This is a genomic window from Stackebrandtia nassauensis DSM 44728, from assembly GCF_000024545.1.
Lineage (GTDB): Bacteria > Actinomycetota > Actinomycetes > Mycobacteriales > Micromonosporaceae > Stackebrandtia > Stackebrandtia nassauensis.
Genome location: NC_013947.1, coordinates 4,890,503 through 4,908,563 on the forward strand (window position 1 = coordinate 4,890,503; position 18,061 = coordinate 4,908,563).

Genomic DNA, 18,061 nt, shown 5'->3' on the forward strand with positions numbered 1-18,061 from the left:
GGTCCCGAACGGAACGCGCTAGCGTTCCCGCCGCGCCGACCCCGTTCGAGTCACAGCCGCGTGATTGGATGGCGCGCGTGAGTGCGTCTGGGTACCGGTTTGTGACGCGTCCGGCATACGAACGACCGGACGCGACGGCTTTCGCGCCCGATGTCGCGCAGGCCACGGTCGTGGAGCACCGGGACGGGCCGCTGCTGGTCCAGGGTGGACCCGGTACCGGGAAGACCGCGGTGCTGGTCGAGTCGGTGGCCGCCCGGGTGAAAGAGGGCGTCGACCCCGCCGACATGCTGGTGCTGGGTTTCGGCAGGCGCGGCGCCGCGCGGTTGCGGCGCGACATCTCGGCCCGGCTGGCCCGCACCGGTTCCGAGGTGCCGGTGTACAGCTTCCCGGCGCTGGCCTTCGCGGTCCTGCGGGCCGCCGCCAACCGGCACGACGCACCGGCGCCGCAGCTGCTCAAGGGACCCGAGCAGGACGTCATCATCCGGGAGCTACTGGCCCACGACGCGGTGGAGTGGCCCGAGGCGGTGCGGCCCGCGCTGGGCACCCGGACCTTCGCCGCCCAGCTGCGGGACCTGCTGCTGCGGGCCACCGAGCGCGGCATCTCGGCGCCCCGGCTGGCCCGGTTGGGGCGCGAACACGACCGTCCCGAGTGGGTGGCCGCGGCCGACTTCATGACCCGGTACGTGGACGTGCTGGCGCTGCGGTCGCTGACCGGCGGCGCCACCTACGACTCCGCCGAGATCGTGCGGGCCGCCGCCAGTGAGCTGGCCGACGATCCCGAGCTGGTCCCGCCGCCCAAGTTCACCTTTGTGGACGAGGTGCAGGATCTGGACCCGGCGCAGCTGGAGCTGTTGCGGCTGGTGGCAGGGCAGGGCGCCAACCTGGTGGCCTTCGGCGACGCCGACTCGGCGACCTTCGGGTTCCGGGGCGCCGACGTGCGGCTGCTGCGCGAGTTCGGTGACCGCTTCCCCACCGCTGACGGCGATCCGGCGCCGGAGGTGAACCTGGCGACCTGCCACCGCAGCGCCTCGGCGCTGTTGAACGCCACCTCGCTGGTGGCCAAGAAGCTGCGCGGCACCGACAGGTTCCGGGCCCGCGCGCCCCGTCCCGAGGTCGGCGCCGGACAGGTGGAGGTCGCGGCGCTGCGCTCGGCGGCGCAGCAGGCGGCCTATATCGCGCGGCAGCTGCGGGTGGCGCACCTGCGCGAGGGCGTGGCCTGGTCGCAGATGGCGGTGATCGTGAAGTCGGCGGCCGAGCATCTGCCGGTCGTCGAGCGGGCGCTTAGGCACGCGGGGGTGCCGGTGGAGATCGCCGCGATCGACCAGGCGCTGTCGGCGCGGCCCATCGTCCGGCACCTGCTCACCATCATCCAATGTGGCCTGAATCCGAAGTCGCTGGACGAGGACACCGCGGTGGCGCTGCTGCACTCGGTGTACGGCGGCGCCGACTCGCTGTCGGAACGGCGGCTGCGCCAGGAGCTGCGGCGCCTGGCCCACGCCGCCGACGTGTTCCGCTCGCCGGGGGAACTGCTGGTGGAGGCGCTGCGCGACCCGGCCGAGCTGACCGCGCTGCCCGAGGAGCCGTGGGCCGAGCCGCCGCGCCGGATCGCCGGGCTGATGGAGTGCGTCCGCTCCGCGACCGGCAGCGTCGAGGACGTGCTGTGGGCGGTGTGGGAACGGGCCGACCTGTCGCGGCGGCTGGCCCGGCGGGCGGTGTCGCGGGACTCGCGGGCGGTGGCCGCCGACGGCGACCTGGACGCGATGATGACGCTGTTCGACTGGGCCGCCGACTTCGCCGACCGGCTGCCGGGCGCCGGCGCTGACGTGTTCGCCGCGCACGTCCTGGAACAGGTGCTGCCCGCCGACACCCGGGCCGCGCAGGCCCGGCGCGGTGAGACCGTACAGCTGCTGACGGCGCACTCGGCCAAGGGATTGCAGTGGGACCTGGTCGTGGTGGCCGGGGTGCAGGAGGGCACCTGGCCCAACCTGCGGCCGCGAGGCTCCATCATGGGCTCCGAGGCCCTGGTCGAGACCGTCACCTCCGGCACCGTCGTGGACACGATGACACTGCTGCTGGACGAGGAACGGCGACTGTTCTATGTGGCCGCGACCCGGGCCCGGGACCGGCTCATCGTCACCTGCGTCGCCGACGAGGACGAGAACCAGCCCAGCCGCTTCATCGAGGAACTGGGCATCACCGTGGAGCGTCCGGCCCGGCTGGAACGCCCGATGACCCTGCCGAGCCTGGTCGCCGAGCTGCGGCTGGCCGCCTGCGGCCCGGCCGGGCGACGCAAGGACGCCGCGATCGCGCAGCTGTCGGTACTGGCCAAGCAGGCGGTGCCCGGCGCCGACCCGGAGGAGTGGTGGGGACTGCGGCCGATCTCGGACCACGCGCCGCTGATCCTGCCGGGCGAACGGGTCAAGGTCTCGCCGTCCACGGTGGAGCTCGTCGAGCAGTGCGGGCTGCGGTGGATGCTGGAACGGCACGGCGGCACCGAACCGTCCGGGCTGCCGCAGGAGATCGGCAACCTGGTGCACGCCGCCGCCGAGGCCGCGGCCGTCACCGACGACCCCCGGCAGGCCATGGCCGACTTCGTGGCCCAGCACCTGGCCAAGCTGCCCTTCGAGGCACCCTGGAAGGCCAAACAGGACTCCGAACGGGTGCGTTCCATGGTGGACAAGTTCGCGTCCTGGCTGGAGAGCAACAACCGCGACCTGGTCGCGGCCGAGAAACGGTTCACCGTCAAGCTTCCCGACGGGCCGCCCGGTGTGACCACCGAACTGTCCGGCGCCGTCGACCGACTGGAACGCGACCTGCACGGACGCCTGCACGTCGTCGACATCAAGACCGGCAAGACCCCGATCTCGGCCGCCGAGGCCGAGACCAACCCCCAACTGGCGGCCTACCAGGTCGCCGTCGAGGCCGGGGCCTTCGCCGAACACGGCCTCGAGGCCGGTGGCGCCACCCTCGTCTACCCGGCCAGCTCCACCAAGGCCGCCTCGGTGCGGGAACAGCCCGCACTGCCCAGTGTCGACGACCCCAGCTGGGCGCATCGCAAGGTGCTCAAGGTCGCCGAGACCATGACGGCCTCCACCTTCACCGCCGTCAACACCCGCAAGTGCGACACCTGCGCGGTGAAACAGTGCTGCCCGATCAGCGGCAAGGGCGAGGCGGTGACGAAACGTGACTGAACCGAGGTACACGGCCCGAGCGCTGGCGCGGCTTTTGGGCGACGAGTATCCGCCGACCGAGCAGCAGGCCACCGCCATCGAGGCGCCGCTGCGACCGCAGCTGATCGTCGCCGGTGCCGGTTCCGGCAAGACCGGGACGATGGCCTCGCGGGTGGTGTGGCTGATCGCCAACGGTTACGCCCGCCCCGAACAGATCCTCGGGCTGACCTTCACCCGCAAGGCCGCCGCCGAACTGGCGTCGCGGATCCGGGAACGACTCGCGCGACTGTCGGGTCTGGACGGTGTCGGGCAGCTGTCGGGCGAACCGACGGTGTCCACATACCACTCCTACGCCTCCGGGATCGTCAGCGAACACGGCCCCCGCATCGGGTTGGAACCCGGGACCGTGCTGTCCCCGGCGCAGACCTGGCAGCTGGCCTACGCGGCGGTGCGCGGCCACGACGGCGACATGAGCGCGGTGAGCCTCACCGTCGAGACCGTCGTGAAACGGGTGCTGTCGCTGTCGGACGAACTGTCGGAGCACCTGCGCGAACCCGAGGAGCTGGAGCAGTTCACCCAGGAGCTCGCCAACGAGATCGGCGAGCGGGTCGGCAAGGGCACCCAGAAGACCGCGCAACTGTTGATGGCGCTGCAATCGCGGCTGCAACTGCTGCCGATCGTGGCCGACTACCGGCGCCGCAAGCGCGCCGAGGGCGCGGTGGACTTCGCCGACCAGCTGCACTACGCGGCTTCGGCCGCCGCGGCGGCCCCCGAGGTGGGCCGGGTGGAGCGGGAACGGTTCGGCGTGGTGCTGCTGGACGAGTACCAGGACACCTCGCACGCCCAGGTGGAGCTGCTGAAGTCGCTGTTCGGCGGCGGGCACCCGGTCACGGCCGTCGGCGACCCGTGCCAGTCGATCTACGCGTGGCGGGGCGCCAGCACCGGGACGCTGTCGCGGTTCCCCGGCGACTTCCCGCACGCCGACGGCACCGAGGCCGACCGGCTGGAGCTGACCGCGTCGTGGCGCAACCGGGCGTCCATTCTCACCGTCGCCAACACCGTTTCAGAACCGTTGCGCACCATGGGTTTCCCGGTTTCCCCACTGGAACCCGGCGTGCCGGGCGAGGGAGAGGTCACCGCCGCCATGCTCAACACCGCCGACGACGAGGCCGAGTGGGTCGCCACCCGGATCTACCGGCTGTGGGCGGACAACGGCTTCGCGCCGGGCAGCCCGGTGGAGGGCATGCCACCGACCACGGCGGTGCTGGCGCGGCGCCGCTCCCAGATCCCCCGGCTGGAGAAGGCGTTGCGCGCCAAGGGCCTGCCGGTGGAGGTCATCGGCTTGGGCGGACTGCTGGACGCGCCCGAGGTGCGGGAACTGCACTCGACGCTGACCGTGCTGGCCCGGCCGACGGCGGGCCCGGCCTTCATGCGGCTGCTGACCGGCCCCCGGTGGCGGATCGGGCCGCGCGACATCGCCGCCCTGCACGCCCGGGCCCGGGAACTGGCGCCCGAACGTCGCGGCTTCGAACCCAGCGCCGAGGGCCTCAACGAGGCCAGTCTCGCCGAGGCACTGGAGGACCTGGGCGACCTGCGCCGCTACAGCGACGCCGCCGCCGAACGCTACACCGCGCTGCGGGAAGAACTGGGGTACCTGCGTTCCCGGCTGGACCAGCCGGTCAGCGACCTGATCGCCGAGATCCTGAAGGTCTCGGGACTCGACATCGAGGTCGCGGTGCACCGAGGCGACTCCGAACGGCTGGACGCGTTCATCGACGAGGCGGTCCGATACACCTCGACGGCCTCACTGCCCAGTCTGGACGGTTTCCTCTCCTATCTGGACGCGGCCGAGGAACGGGAGCGCGGCCTGGAGTTGACCGGCACCACCGAGCACACCGGAGCGGTGCAGATCCTCACCGTCCACGCCGCCAAGGGCCTGGAATGGGACTGCGTGGCGGTTCCCGGCCTGGCCAAGGGGGTGCTGCCCGGCAAGGTGATGGGCGGTTCCTGGCTGACCGACACCGGCAAACTCCCGTACCCGCTGCGCGGCGACGCCGCCGAGCTGCCGTACTTCCGGCTGGGCGGGGTCACCAAGGCCGCCGAACTGTCGCGGGCCGAGGCCGAGTTCAAAAAGGACGTCCAGTTCCACCACGAGGTCGAGGAGCGGCGACTGGCCTATGTGGCCCTGACCCGGGCCCGCACCCACCTGTTCGCGTGCGGGTACTGGTGGGACGACGGCGAGAGCGCCCGCGAACCCTCGCCCTACCTCGACGAGACCGTCGCGGCCGGTGGCCGGGTCGACGAGTGGATCGAGGACCCCGGCGAGGAGAACCCGCTGCTGGCCACCGAGTTGAGCGCCGACTGGCCCGAGCCGGAACCCCTGGGCTCCAACCAGATCACGGTGGCGGCGGCGGCCGGTGCCGTGCGGGCCTCCGACGGCGCCCTGGACGATTCCGCGCAGGCCAAACGCTGGGCCGAGGAGGCCGAACTGCTGCTGGCCGAGCGCGCCGAGTCCGCGTCCGACGGCATGGAGGTGCCGGTGCCGTCGCAGTTGTCGGTGTCGCAGCTGGTGGCCTGGCACGCCGACGCGCAGGAGTTCGCGGCCCGGTTGCGCCGTCCGGTGCCCGAGCCCCCGGCCCCGCACACTCGGCGCGGCACCGCCTTCCACGCGTGGGTGGAGAAACGCTTCGACGGCGGCACCCTGTTCGACATGGACGATCTGCCCGGGGCCGCCGACGGCGAACCCGACACCGACGCCGAACTGGCGGCGTTGCAGGAGGCGTTCAACGCCTCGGAGTGGGCCTCGCGCACCCCGATCGCGGTCGAGGTGCCGTTCGTGACCGTCCTGGAGGGAGTGGTGGTGCGAGGCCGCATGGACGCGGTGTTCGCCACCGACGACGGCGGTTACGAGATCGTGGACTGGAAGACCGGACGGCCGCCCCGCGGCCACGCGGCCAAGGCCGCGGCGGTGCAGCTGGCCGCCTACCGGGAGGCCTGGGCGGTACTGCGGGGCGTCCACCGGTCCAAGGTGTCGGCGGCGTTCCACTATGTCCGGCAGAACGTCACCGTCCGGCCGAGCGGCCTGCCGCTGCTGGAACAGCTGGCCGCACCGCTGGGACCCACGCCGCCGCAAGAGTAAAGGCCCGGCCGCCCGCGAAGGACGACCGGACCTCAGTGCCGGGATGGTGACTACACCTGGGCGCCGATGTCCCTGGTGAAGGCGTCGTGGCCAGCCTGGTTGGGGTGGTAGGACTCCCCGACCGGGTTGGACAGACCGTTGAGCCATTCCTCGTCGTCACAGACCGCGTGACCGGTGAAGGATCCGCGCGGGTCGACGACGCTGAAGCCGTGGTTACCGGCCACAGTGGCGGTGGTGTCGTCGAGCAGGCCGGCGGCCCGGTTCATCGACTCCATCTCCGCGCCGCTGAAGAACGTGCCGGCGTTGCAGTCCTCACCGTTGAACAGCAACGGATAGGTCACGACGACGACCTTCGCGTTGGGCGCGGCGGCGCGGATGGCGCCGTACAACCCGTCGAGCTTTCCGGGCAGTTCGTCACGGATGAAGGCCTCGGCCCGTTCCACGTCGTCCTGGCAGTTGACGCCTGGCAGAGCGCACTGCACGACCACGTCGGTCCAGCCGGTGTCGTTGCCGCCAGCCGAGACCGTCACCAGACCGGTGTCGCCGTTGAGGCTTCCCAACTGGTTCTGGACATCGCCGATCTTGGCACCCGAGCAGGCCGCGAAGGTCAGGGTGTAACCCTTCTCCGCCGCGAGCTGTTCGGGATAGGCGTGCTTGGACTTCTGGCAGCCTTCGTCGAAGTATTCACGGGTTCCGGTCCCTGACGCGTATGAGTCGCCAAGTGCCGTGTAGTTGGTGGCGTATGCCTGGCTTGGCACCGCCGTGGCCGCGACGGCCAGTCCCGATGCCGCTACAACCAGCATCAGGCGTACAAGTTTCCGCATCCATACCTCCGGGGGTCATTAATGGACACTAAGTAGGGCAGGTCCACCGTCTCAATAAAATCGTCATATGTCCATACCCGCATCAAATAACCGACGCGGGAATCTATAAAAGGGCAACAACGGTTGACGTTCGGCATCGGCGACACTGGTGACATGACGGAGCAAGATCCCGAGTCCCAGAAGGGCGAGGCCGCCGAGATCCCCGACGGCCTGTCCGACGCCCAACTGCGCCGCCTGTTCATCGGCGGCGGGATCGGCATCGTTGTCATCGGCGTCATCGTAGTGCTCGTAATGGCCCTGACCTCGGGTCTTCCCGGCGACACGCCGTCGGCACCGGAGGATCCGGCCGAGAGCCTGCCGCCGCTGGCCCAGGAATGCCCGCCCCCCACGGCGATCCCCGAGGAACCGGTCCAGCCCGACGAACCCGAGGGAGAGCGCACAGTAGACGAAGCCACCGGTATCAGTTACCAGGCGTACGGCGATCCGTGGCAGACCTGGGACAAGAAGGACTTCATCCTGGGTGACCTCCAGGTGGAGTACCTGACGGGCCAGTACTTCGTCACCGAGACCTACCCCCAGGGCGAGTACATGGCCACGATCCTGTCGGGCACCGTCGAGGCGGCCGTCAACGACGGCACCACCCTCGACCTGGAGTGCATCGGCCCGAAGGTCGCCGCCGACGTGCGGGCCAACTACTACCCCGACTCCAACAAGATGGAGGAGATCCGCGAGGACACCGCCACCCTCGGCGGCCGTCCCGCCTGGGTCAAGGAGTTCCGGCTCAGCTTCGACGAACCCGGTCTCAAGGCCACCAGCGAACTCGTCGCGGTGGCGCTCATCGACGTCGGTCGCGCCGAGGCCGCGGTGCTGTACGTGTCGATACCGAACACCCACGACAAGTACGACAAGATCGTCGACGACCTGATGGAATCGGTGCGCCCGACCGATTCCTAACAGGACTCGCGCGGCTCCGCCCCGGCGGGGGTCACCGGCCGCGCCGCCGTCGCCGATCGCGCTCACCCCACCGAAGTAGTGCTGGTCGTCGTTCCACACCACCACGTCGTAGCCCGCCCGGGACAGCGCCCGGTGCGCCCGGTCGTCCAGTCCGGACTCGGCGTGCACCACCGCGCCGACGGGGTGGAACCGGGCGGCCGCGACGGCCTCGGCCATGTCGCGACCGTCGGCGAGGGCCGCGGTCAGGACGTGCGCCAGCGCCGTGCGGATCCGTGACGCCCCCGCCGATCCGGCCGCGAGCGAGGCTCGGCCGGTGCGCGGGTTCACCGCCACCAGCGGCGACATCATGCTGGCCATCCGGGATCCCGGCCGCAGCGACCCGCACCGCAGCTCCCCCTCGCCCAGCATCGAGTTGAGGTGGACACCGGTGCCCGTCGGCCAGACCCCCGAACCCAGTCCCAGTGACGTGGTGACGACGCAGGCGTTGCCGGACGCGTCGATCACGCTCAGATTGGTGGTGTCGCCCAGTTCCCCGTCCGGGGCCGAGGACAGGGCCTCGGCGGTGGCCACGGCGCGTTTGCCGACCTCCAGGCCCAGGATGGCGTCCAGCCGCGACAGGGTTTCCACTGTGGCCGTCAGGTCGCGGCGTCCGTGCACCGAGTACCCGGCGAAGTCGGCGGTGCTGACGTCCACCTCCCGCACCCGGTACGCAGCCAGGTCGGCCAGCGACAACGCGCCGCCACCCTCGCGCACCGCCGCGACCATCGCGTGGGCCAGTTCGCCCTCGTAGAAGGCGGCGGGTCCGTCCGCGGCCAGCAGCCGCAGGGTGTCGGCCAGTCCGGCGTGGAACAGCCGCTCCCCGGTTCTTAAAAGGACTCCGGTCGGGGCGTAGGCCGAGGCTCCCTCCCCGGGCAGCAGCGCCGGTGCGATCGTCGTCAGGGCGTCGGCGTGCGCGGCGGGCATCGGCACCCCGTCGGCGGCCAGGGCGATCGCCGGTTCCACCACCGCGGCCCACGGCAGCCGTCCGAACCGGCGGTGCAGGGCGGCGCATCCGGCCGCGGTGCCGGGGACGGCCACACTGGCCGCTCCGATGGAGAACTCCAGCGGCACCCCGCCGAAGACCACCTCGATCGGCGTCAACGGCGCCACGGCCTCCGGGGGGTCGAGCCCCGGCACCGCGACGAAGAAGTCCAGACAGGTCACCCGCCGGGTGGCGGCGTCGAAATGGGTGGCGAACCCGCCGCCACCCATTCCGGTCATGATGGTCTCGGCCGCGCAGGCGGCCAGTGTCGCGGCGACCGCCGCGTCGGCCGCGTTGCCCCCGGCGTCCAGTATCGATATTCCGGCTTCGACGGTCGCAGGATGCCCGGCAGCGACCCCAGCGGTAACCATGCGCGCAGCTTAGAGGGCCGGTGCCGGGCGCACTGTCAGCTAAATGTCACGTCCCCGCGGTGAAGCCCAGGCGGCCCCGGGTCTGCTCGGCGATCTCCACATAGGCGAGTTTGTCGACCGGGACGATGACCCGGCGTCCGCGCTCGTCCGTGAGCGAGAGTGTCCCCTTGCCGTCGCGGAGAGCCTCATCCACTGTCGCGGCGATGTCCTCGGGCGACTCGGTGCTTTCCAGCACCAGTTCACGGGGTGCGTACTGCACGCCGATCTTGACCTCCACGGCCCCTCCTCGTTGCTTGGAAACTGCGGGTAAGAGTACCCAGCCGGCGATCGGGTCACCGGACGGCACCGCGAGAATGCAACGCGACGGGGGCGCGGAAATTCCGGCGGGGCCGCCCTAGTCGGATTCGGTGTGCAACGGGAACTTGGAGATGCCGCGCCAACTCAGGGTGGCCAGCAGTTGCACGGCCTCCTCCTTGGGGACGGCGCGTTTGGAGGCCAGCCAGCGGCGGGCGGCCATCTCGGCGGCGCCGGTCAGCCCGATGGCCAGCAGTTCGGCACGCTGCCGGTCGACGCCGGTGTCGCCCATGATGGTCTCGGCGATCGCCGAACCGCAGTCGCGCGAGACCCGGTCGACCCGCTCGGCCACCGCCGGTTCGTTGCGCAGGTCCGATTCGAACACCAGCCGGAAGGCCTCACCCTGCGCGTCGACGAAGTCGAAGTACGCCTGCATGGCGCGATGCACCCGCTGCTTGTTGTCGCTTGTGGACTCCATCGCGGTGCGCACGGTCTCGACCAGCGCCTCCCCGTGGGTGTCCAAAAGCGCCAGGTACAGGTCCATCTTGCCGGGGAAGTGCTGGTACAGCACGGGTTTGCTCACCCCGGCCCGCTCGGCGATGTCGTCCATGGCGGTGTTGTGGTAACCGCGCGCGACGAACTCCTCCCGGGCGGAGTCCAGCAGCTGGCGGCGGCGCTCGGTGCGCGGCATGCGCGCGCCACGCCCCTCTGTCAGTGTCATCTGCCGCCTCATTTCCGGTCGTCTGTGTCGCTACCGCGCGAAAGGGGATTCGCGTGGTACAGGCCAAGTAGTTGGCCTCCGGTTTCCAAGGTATCGTGCGAAGCGCCTACGAGAGGGGCCGCGTGGTGTACGAACCGAACCAACACGACGACAACGTCACGCCCGATAATATGGTGCGTTCGCGATTCGGCACGCCCCGTATCGGCAAGAACGGCTCCGGGCCGTCCAAGATCCCCGAGCAGTACCGGTTCTCGGCCGAGCAGCCCGGCACCACCGCGGAGGAACTGACCATCGACGGCGACTTCACCTCGGGTTCCGGCCCTGACGCGCCCCCGCCACCGCCCCGGCGGGTCAGCCCGCCGCCGTCGCGGCGTCTCCTTTCGCCGAATAACGAACCGCCGCAGCAGGCCCAACAGCAGCCGCACCCACAACAGCCTCCTCAGCCTCAGCAGCCGCAACAACCACCGCAGCCCCAGCAGCAACCGCAACACCCGCGGCAACAACCGCCACAACGTCCCGACGCCCGGCACATCGCCCCGCCGGAGTCCCCCGAGGCCGCTGGCAAGCGGGTCTCGCGCGCCGAGCGGCGCCGGGCGGCCGAACAGTCGACCGACGAGGACGACTACGCCACCACCCACAGCGCCGACCTGTCCCGCATCGCCAGTTTCCTGCGCAGTACCCAGCAGGAACAGGCCGAGCCCACTCCGCCGCCCCCGGCCGAGCTCGACGACCCCCATGCCGAAGAAAAGACCTCGGAGCTTCCCACAGTGACCCCCGACGCCCCCACCTCCACACCCGTGTTGACCAGTGAGGCGGTGCTGTCCGCCGTGAGACAGGTCCCCGGGGTGGCCGGGGCCCGGCTCAACGAGGCCGACAACAAGCTCGCGCTCGAGATCGCCGACGGCGCCGACACCGACGCCGTCCACCGCGACGTGGTCGCGGTGCTGGACAGCCACCTGGGAGTACGCGCCCGCCCGGCCAAGGCGCCGGTGGCGGCCGTGGAACCGGAACCGCCCCGCGAACCGCAGCGCCCGCCCAAGATCCAGCAGAGCGGCCGGGTGATGCTGGAACGCACCCAGGTCATCACCTCGGGCTTCGAGTCCACCGTCGAGGTCGGCCTGACGGTCAACGGCACCCGCGCCGTCGGCCGCGCCAGCGGCCCGGCCGTCGACCGGCACATCCTGCGCAGCGCCGCCGAAGCCACAGTGGACGCTGTCGGCGTGCTGGTCGGCAAGAACGCCCGCGTCGTCGTCGAGAGCGCCACCATCACCGAGACCGGCGCCGGACGCGTCGCCGTCGTGCTGGTGCTGCTGTTGACCCAGGCCGGTTCGGAGCAGCTGGCCGGTGCCGCGCCCGTCGACTCCGACCGCCGCCAGGCTGTCGTGCACGCCACCCTCCAGGCCCTCAACCGGCGCCTGGAGACCATGCTTACCTAAGGCCTGTCCTAATTTCACGGCGCGTTCGCCGGTCCCACCGGCCGCACCAATTAGGCTTTGGGGCATGAAGCGCGCGAATCTGGCACCCGAGTCGGCCGTGCGAAGTCTCCAACGGCTGGCACCACCGTGGCCCGGCCGGGAACACCGGGTCGGGCAGCAGCGGTTGTTCGTCCGCGAAACGCCCGCCACCTCCGACGACGCCGAACCGGCGCTGTACGTGCACGGCCTGGGCGGTTCCTCACAGAACTGGACCGACCTGGCCGACGTGCTGTCGGACCGCTTCGCCGGTCAGGCCATCGACCTGCCGGGCTTCGGACACTCCGAACCCACGGCCCGCTACACGATCCCGGCACTGGCGCAGCAGGTCGCCGCGTGGATCACCCAGTCGGGGCGCGGCCCCGTCCACCTGATCGGGAACTCGCTGGGCGGCGCCATCAGCGTCTACGTGGCCGCGACCCGCCCGCACCTGGTCCGGACGCTGACGCTCATCTCCCCCGCGATGCCGTTCGCCGACGTCCGCCGCTCCACCCAGTCGCGGCTGCTGCCGCTGCTGGCGCTGCCGCGCGCCGACCGGATCGCCGCCCGCGCGATGGCCGGGCTCAGCCCCGAGAAGATCGTGGAACAGGTGGTGGCCAACTGCTGGGCCGAACCCGACACGGTGCCGCCGCAACGGCGCGTCGAGGCGATCGCCGAGGTGCGCCGCCGCCTCAACGTCCCGTGGAACACCCAGGTGTACGTGCGCACGTTCCGCAGCCTGGTCGGACACTTTCTACAGTCCTATCTGCCCGGATCCTCCTCGCTGTGGCGACTGGCCACCCAGGTCACCGCGCCCACGCTCGTCATCTGGGGCAAACAGGACCGGCTGGTCGACGTGCGGCTCGCGCCGCAGGTCGCGCGGGCCGTCACCGACTCCCGACTGCTCATTCTGGACCGGGTCGGTCACGTGGCGATGATGGAGCGTCCCGAAGTGACCGGCCGTGCGGTAGTGGGCATGCTCGACGAATTGGAAGCCGCCGAACCGTACACTGACGCCGATGTCCTCGGATAAGCCTTCGCGCCGCTCAGCCTCGTCCTCGCTTACCCGACCATCCGAAACGGCGGGTTCGACGCGTAAAGAGGGCATGGATCCTCCCCGGCTGCGAAACGTCGACCCACGACTCGGCGGCGGCGACTCCGAGGACCGTCCCCGCGCCTCCGCTCGCACCGACCGGGTGCTGGCCCGCAGACGCATGTGGCGCAAACGCCGCCGCGCGATCCTGCTGGCGGTGCTGCTGATGATGTTCAGCATCGCGGGGGTCAAGGTGGTGCGGGCCGCGACCGGCGCCGACAGTTCCGACGCCGCCGACTACCTGACCAGCCACGTCGCCGACGACTCCCCCTCCGAGTCGGCCTCCCCGACACCGAGCCGCACCCCCTCGGCGTCGGCAACGCCCTCCGACAAGCCGGTCGTCGTCGACGAGGGCAACGGCAAATGGTCATACGCCAAGAAACCCGACAAGTCCGAGAAGTTCGGCGACGAGGGCACGCTGCTGTCCTACAACGTGGCCGTCGAGGGCGACATCCACGCCGACGTCAAGGAGTTCTCCGAGGTCATCGCCGACACGCTGGCCGACGACCGCGGCTGGACCGCGGGCGACGACTGGCGGTTCAAACCGATCGGCAAGAGCGGGCAGGCCGACTTCACCGTCTATCTGGCCTCGCCCAAGACCCGCGCCAAACTGTGCGGCTCCGAGGACTCCTACACCTCCTGCCGCAACGGCGACGCCGTGGTCATCAACCTGGAGCGCTGGCTGCTCGGCGTTCCACACTGGAAGAAGTCACTGGACAGCTACCGCCAGTACGTGATCAACCACGAGGTGGGACACCGCCTGGGTGAGGGCCACGTCACGTGTCCCAAAAAAGGCAAACCCTCCCCGGTGATGGCCCAGCAGACCCTCGAACTGCGCGGCTGCCAACCCAACGCCTGGCCGTACCTGGACGGGAAGTACGTCACAGGACCGGCCGGGGAATACCAGTAGCTGAGGAGGCATTATTGCCGTTATGGCTTTGTCTCCGCTCGTAGAACCCGCAGCCGAACTGTCCCGCGAGGAGGTCGGCCGCTACTCGCGTCACCTCATCATCCCCGACGTGGCGATGGACGGACAGAAACGCCTGAAGAACGCCAAGGTGCTGTGTGTCGGCGCCGGGGGCCTGGGCTCCCCGGCCCTGATGTACCTGGCCGCCGCCGGAGTGGGAACGCTGGGCATCGTCGAGTTCGACGTCGTCGACGAGTCGAACCTGCAGCGCCAGATCATCCACGGCCAGTCCGATGTGGGCAAGCCGAAGGCCGAATCGGCCGCGGCGTCCATCAAGGAGATCAACCCGTACGTCACGGTCAACATCCACAATGAAGCGTTGACCAACGACAACGTCATGGACATCTTCGCCGACTACGACCTGATCGTGGACGGCACCGACAACTTCGCCACCCGCTACATGGTCAACGACGCGGCGGTCCTGCTGGGCAAGCCGTACGTGTGGGGTTCGATCTTCCGCTTCGACGGCCAGGCCAGCGTCTTCTGGGCCGAGAACGGCCCCTGCTATCGCTGCCTGTACCCCGAACCGCCCCCGCCGGGCATGGTCCCCTCCTGCGCCGAGGGCGGCGTGCTGGGCGTCCTGTGCGCCTCCATCGGCTCCATCCAGGTCACCGAGGCCATCAAGCTGCTGACCGGCATCGGCGAGCCGCTGGTCGGCCGCCTGATGGTCTACGACGCACTGGAGATGTCATACCGTACCGTCAAGGTCAAGAAGGACCCGAACTGCGCGCTGTGCGGCGAGAACCCCACGGTGACGGGTCTGATCGACTACGACGATTTCTGTGGAGCCGTCACCGAGGAGGCCGCGACAGCCGTGCGAGGTTCAACGATCACCGCCCAGGAGCTCAAGGACTGGCAGGACGCCGGTAAGGACATCGACATCATCGACGTGCGCGAGCCCGCCGAATGGGAGATCGTCCGCATCCCCGGTGCCCGCCTGATCCCCAAGGGCGACATCGTGTCCGGTCAGGCGCTGTCCCAGCTGCCCACCGACAAGCAGGCTGTCTTCTACTGCAAGGCCGGAGTCCGCTCCGCCGAGGCGCTGGCCGCGGCCAAGGCCGCGGGCCTGTCCAACGCCGTCCACGTGCAGGGCGGGGTGATCGCCTGGATCAACCAGGTCGACCCCTCGCTGCCGAGCTACTAGACGCGAGAACACCGTCGCCGCGAACCCCTAGAATGGGGGCTCGCGGCGACGGTTTCGTCTCACCTGTGGATTCGAGCTACGGAATGTGGAGTTCCGTGTTCAGGGACTAGTCCTTGTTCTTGCTCTTGGAACCGTCGTCGTCCTTCTTCTCCGTGGCGCCCGCGTCGCCATCGGCGTCGTGTTTCTCGGCGTCGTCGATCTCGATGTCGTCATCGTCGATGGGCTGCGGGTCGCAGTCGCCGACCTCACCCTTGGCGGCGGCCAGGCCGGACGACACCATCACCTCAAGGTCGCCGTTGTCCGGCTTGACGGGGTGCTCGAAGAAGTCCTCGCTGATCTCGATGACCAGGGTCGTGTCGCCGCCGATCGCGTAGTTGTCCGGGTTCACGTTGAAGGCGATGTACGCGTCCTCGTCGCCGGACCTCATGGTCATCGATTCCGACAGCTGGTTGTCCGATTCAGCCGGTTCGAAACGGTCGGGTGCGCACCCCATGCCCGAGGGCGGAAAGTCCACCTGGGACTGAATGCCGTACTCGGCCAGCGCCTCTTCCAGGCCCTCCGGGTCCTGGGGCCCGTACAGCTCGATATCGATGTTGCCGTTGTCCTTCTCCTCCACGGCGTAGGCGGGGCTGGCGGTCAGCGCGGGAAGCGCGACCACCGCGCCGATCCCCAGCGCCACGGCGCCGATACCTCCGGCGAACGAGAACTTGGTGGCGCGGCCGAAGCGCGGGGTCTTCGCCGGGGTTTCCTCGGTATTGGTCATGGTCTGGTTCCTCTCATCGAAATAGGTTCTGAACTCATTGAGCAGTCGGTCCTCGAAGCCGCGAGGCCGGTTGGGTTGGTTCATCACAGTGCCTCCGTTGATGCGGCGACAAGCGCCGGTGCGGACGGGGCCAGGTGGTCCCGCATGTTCTTTCGTGCTCGGTGCAGGCGTTTGCGCGCCGCGGTCGGCCGGATCCTCAACGCGGCCGCGGCGTCCGCCACGGACAGGCCGTCGAGGGCCACCAGTTCCAGGACGGCCCGTTCGGCGTCCGACAACCGGTCCATGGCCGCGTAGAGCTGCCGGGACTGGGCTTCGGCGTCGATCCGGTCGTCCAACGCGGCCAGGTCCTCCGCGTCGACCAGTGCCCGGCCCGAGATGCGCCGGTCGATCTGCGCGGCCCGCGCGCGGCGCCGACGATCGTTGGCGACCACGTTGCGCGCGATGCCGAACAACCAGCCCGCCGACGTGCCCTTGCCCGGCCGGTACCTGTGGGCCGAGTTCATGGCCGCGAGGAAGACCTCCGCGGTCAGGTCGGCCGCCAGATGCGGATCATCGACACGACGCGCGATGAAGCCCTGAATGGACCCGACATGCTCGCGATAGAACTCCTCGAAGGCGTCCCAGACGGTTCCTATGCGTGACACCGTCACCGAGGTCATCGACTCACCTCCTTCATTCCGTTTGGGGTTCGTCAATACTTGGCGCGAACCGTCGAAAGCGTGACATGCCCGGGCACGAAGAAATCGCCGCGAACCCCTGAACTGGGGGTTCGCGGCGACAGTTTCGTCTCACCTGTGAGATCGAGCTACGGAATGTGGAGTTCCGGAATCGAGGACCTGGTCCCGGTTCTGGCCCTACTCGTCGTCCTTGACCGGGTCACACTCACCGACCTCGCCCTTGGCGGCCTCCAGACCCGTGACCATCACGTTTTCGGCGTCCTTGTCGAAGGCGCCCTCGGAGATCTCGACCACCAGGGTGATGTCGCCGTCGAGCGAGTAGTTGTCAGGGTTGACCTCGAAGGCGGCGAAGGGCTCCCCCTCGTCGGTCTCCCCCAGCTCTATCGCCTCACCCTCGCCGTTGTCGTCCACGACGGCGGGTTCATAGCGTTCCCAGTCGCAGACGTACCCGATCGGCGGGAAGTCCACTTTCGCCTTGATGCCGTGTTCGGCGAGCGCCTCTTCGAGGCCCGCGGCGTCATCGGGGCTGTTCACCTGAACACGGACGTTGCCGCCCTTGGTGTCCTCGACCGCGTAGGCGGGGCTGGCGGTCAGCGCGGGAAGCGCGACGACCGCGCCGACGCCCAGGGCGACAGCGCCGACGGCTCCGGCGAACGAGAACTTGGCGGCACGGCCGAAGCGCGGGGTCTTCGCCGGGGTTTCCTCGATGGTGGTCATGGTCTGATTCCTTTCACTGACATACGTCTTCAGTTCGCTGAGCAGTCGGTCCTCGTAGCCGCGAGGCCGTTTCGGGTTCTGCATCGCAGTGCCTCCTTCTATGCGGCGACAATCGCCGGTACCCGTGGGTCCAGGTGGTCCCGCATGGTCTTACGAGCTCGGTGCAGGCGCACGCGTGCCGTCGTCGGCCGGATCCGCAGTGCCGCGGCCGCGTCCCGGACGGACAACCCGTCCAGCGCGACCAGCTCCAGGACGGCCCGCTCCGCCTCCGACAGCCGGTCCATCGCCTCATACAGGCGACGCGACTGCGCTTCGGCGTCGATACGGTCGTCCAGTGCGGACAGATCGTCCGGTTCGACGAGCGCCCGGCCCGAGATCCGCTGGTTGGCGGTCATGGCCCGCACCAGGCGCCGACGCTCGTCGGCGACCACGTTGCGCGCGATGCCGTACAGCCAGCCCGCGGGGGTTCCCTTGCCGGGGCGGTACTTGTGGGCCGAGTCGATGGCCGCGAGGAACACTTCGGCGGTCAGGTCGGCCACCAGGTGCGAGTCATCGACACGACGTGCGATGAAGCCCTGAATGGACCCGACATGCTCGCGGTAGAACTCCTCAAGGGCGTCGGGGTCGCTTCCTATGCGTGACACCGTCACCGAGGTCATCGGCTCACCTCCTTCATTCCGTTTGGGGTTCACAAGTACTTCGTCCGGGGACCGAAAAGCGTTACAGACGAAGACGCGGCCCTGGTGACAACCAGG

Annotated in this window: 14 protein-coding genes; 6 read left to right on the forward strand and 8 right to left on the reverse strand. The window is 69.7% G+C overall.

The window, feature by feature from the left end; genetic code table 11:
* Positions 1-101: 101 nt before the first annotated feature.
* Together SNAS_RS22640 and SNAS_RS22645 are read left to right on the forward strand one after the other, a co-directional pair.
* Complete coding sequence (locus SNAS_RS22640; protein WP_052305104.1) at positions 102-3,191, forward strand: ATP-dependent helicase; 3,090 nt, start codon at positions 102-104, stop codon at positions 3,189-3,191.
* Complete coding sequence (locus SNAS_RS22645) at positions 3,184-6,309, forward strand: ATP-dependent helicase (RefSeq protein ID WP_013019799.1); 3,126 nt, start codon at positions 3,184-3,186, stop codon at positions 6,307-6,309. The genes SNAS_RS22640 and SNAS_RS22645 overlap by 8 nt, the downstream gene beginning before the upstream one ends.
* Positions 6,310-6,359: 50 nt before the next feature.
* Here SNAS_RS22645 and SNAS_RS22650 read toward each other — a convergent pair whose 3' ends face one another.
* The 4 genes from SNAS_RS22650 to SNAS_RS22675 form a co-directional block, all read right to left on the reverse strand.
* The gene (locus tag SNAS_RS22650) at positions 6,360-7,133 is read right to left on the reverse strand and encodes an SGNH/GDSL hydrolase family protein (protein WP_013019800.1); all 774 of its coding nucleotides are present in this window, start codon (positions 7,131-7,133) and stop codon (positions 6,360-6,362) included.
* A 63-nt stretch (positions 7,134-7,196) separates the two neighbouring features.
* Positions 7,197-9,479: a gamma-glutamyltransferase gene (locus SNAS_RS34345; RefSeq protein WP_013019801.1), complete on the reverse strand. Its 2,283-nt coding sequence runs from the start codon at positions 9,477-9,479 to the stop codon at positions 7,197-7,199.
* Positions 9,480-9,525: 46 nt separating this feature from the next.
* The gene (locus tag SNAS_RS22670; RefSeq protein ID WP_013019802.1) at positions 9,526-9,756 is read right to left on the reverse strand and encodes a DUF3107 domain-containing protein; all 231 of its coding nucleotides are present in this window, start codon (positions 9,754-9,756) and stop codon (positions 9,526-9,528) included.
* Positions 9,757-9,873: 117 nt separating this feature from the next.
* The gene (locus SNAS_RS22675; protein ID WP_013019803.1) at positions 9,874-10,494 is read right to left on the reverse strand and encodes a TetR/AcrR family transcriptional regulator; all 621 of its coding nucleotides are present in this window, start codon (positions 10,492-10,494) and stop codon (positions 9,874-9,876) included.
* Between the two features lie 170 nt (positions 10,495-10,664).
* Here SNAS_RS22675 and SNAS_RS35935 point away from each other — a divergent pair, with 170 nt between their 5' ends.
* The 4 genes from SNAS_RS35935 (at position 10,665) to moeZ (ending at position 15,149) form a co-directional block, all read left to right on the forward strand.
* On the forward strand, positions 10,665-11,930 hold the full coding sequence (locus SNAS_RS35935) for a hypothetical protein (RefSeq protein WP_169313830.1): 1,266 nt from the start codon (positions 10,665-10,667) through the stop codon (positions 11,928-11,930).
* Between the two features lie 64 nt (positions 11,931-11,994).
* Positions 11,995-12,978, forward strand: a complete 984-nt coding sequence (locus SNAS_RS22685; protein ID WP_013019805.1) for an alpha/beta fold hydrolase — start codon at positions 11,995-11,997, stop codon at positions 12,976-12,978.
* Between the two features lie 73 nt (positions 12,979-13,051).
* A complete protein-coding gene (locus SNAS_RS34360) occupies positions 13,052-13,948 on the forward strand; it encodes a DUF3152 domain-containing protein (protein WP_013019806.1) in 897 nt (298 codons plus the stop codon).
* 22 nt (positions 13,949-13,970) lie between these two features.
* The gene (moeZ, locus tag SNAS_RS22695) at positions 13,971-15,149 is read left to right on the forward strand and encodes an adenylyltransferase/sulfurtransferase MoeZ (protein WP_013019807.1); all 1,179 of its coding nucleotides are present in this window, start codon (positions 13,971-13,973) and stop codon (positions 15,147-15,149) included.
* Positions 15,150-15,255: 106 nt separating this feature from the next.
* Here moeZ and SNAS_RS22700 read toward each other — a convergent pair whose 3' ends face one another.
* The 4 genes from SNAS_RS22700 to SNAS_RS22715 form a co-directional block, all read right to left on the reverse strand.
* Positions 15,256-15,912 (reverse strand): hypothetical protein, encoded by a 657-nt coding sequence (locus tag SNAS_RS22700; RefSeq protein ID WP_211207222.1) that lies wholly within the window; start codon positions 15,910-15,912, stop codon positions 15,256-15,258.
* Positions 15,913-15,995: 83 nt separating this feature from the next.
* Positions 15,996-16,571 (reverse strand): RNA polymerase sigma factor, encoded by a 576-nt coding sequence (locus SNAS_RS22705; protein WP_013019809.1) that lies wholly within the window; start codon positions 16,569-16,571, stop codon positions 15,996-15,998.
* A gap of 195 nt (positions 16,572-16,766) precedes the next feature.
* Positions 16,767-17,306, reverse strand: a complete 540-nt coding sequence (locus SNAS_RS33150) for a hypothetical protein (protein ID WP_144300605.1) — start codon at positions 17,304-17,306, stop codon at positions 16,767-16,769.
* Positions 17,307-17,404: 98 nt separating this feature from the next.
* Positions 17,405-17,965 (reverse strand): RNA polymerase sigma factor, encoded by a 561-nt coding sequence (locus SNAS_RS22715; protein ID WP_013019811.1) that lies wholly within the window; start codon positions 17,963-17,965, stop codon positions 17,405-17,407.
* Positions 17,966-18,061: the final 96 nt, after the last annotated feature.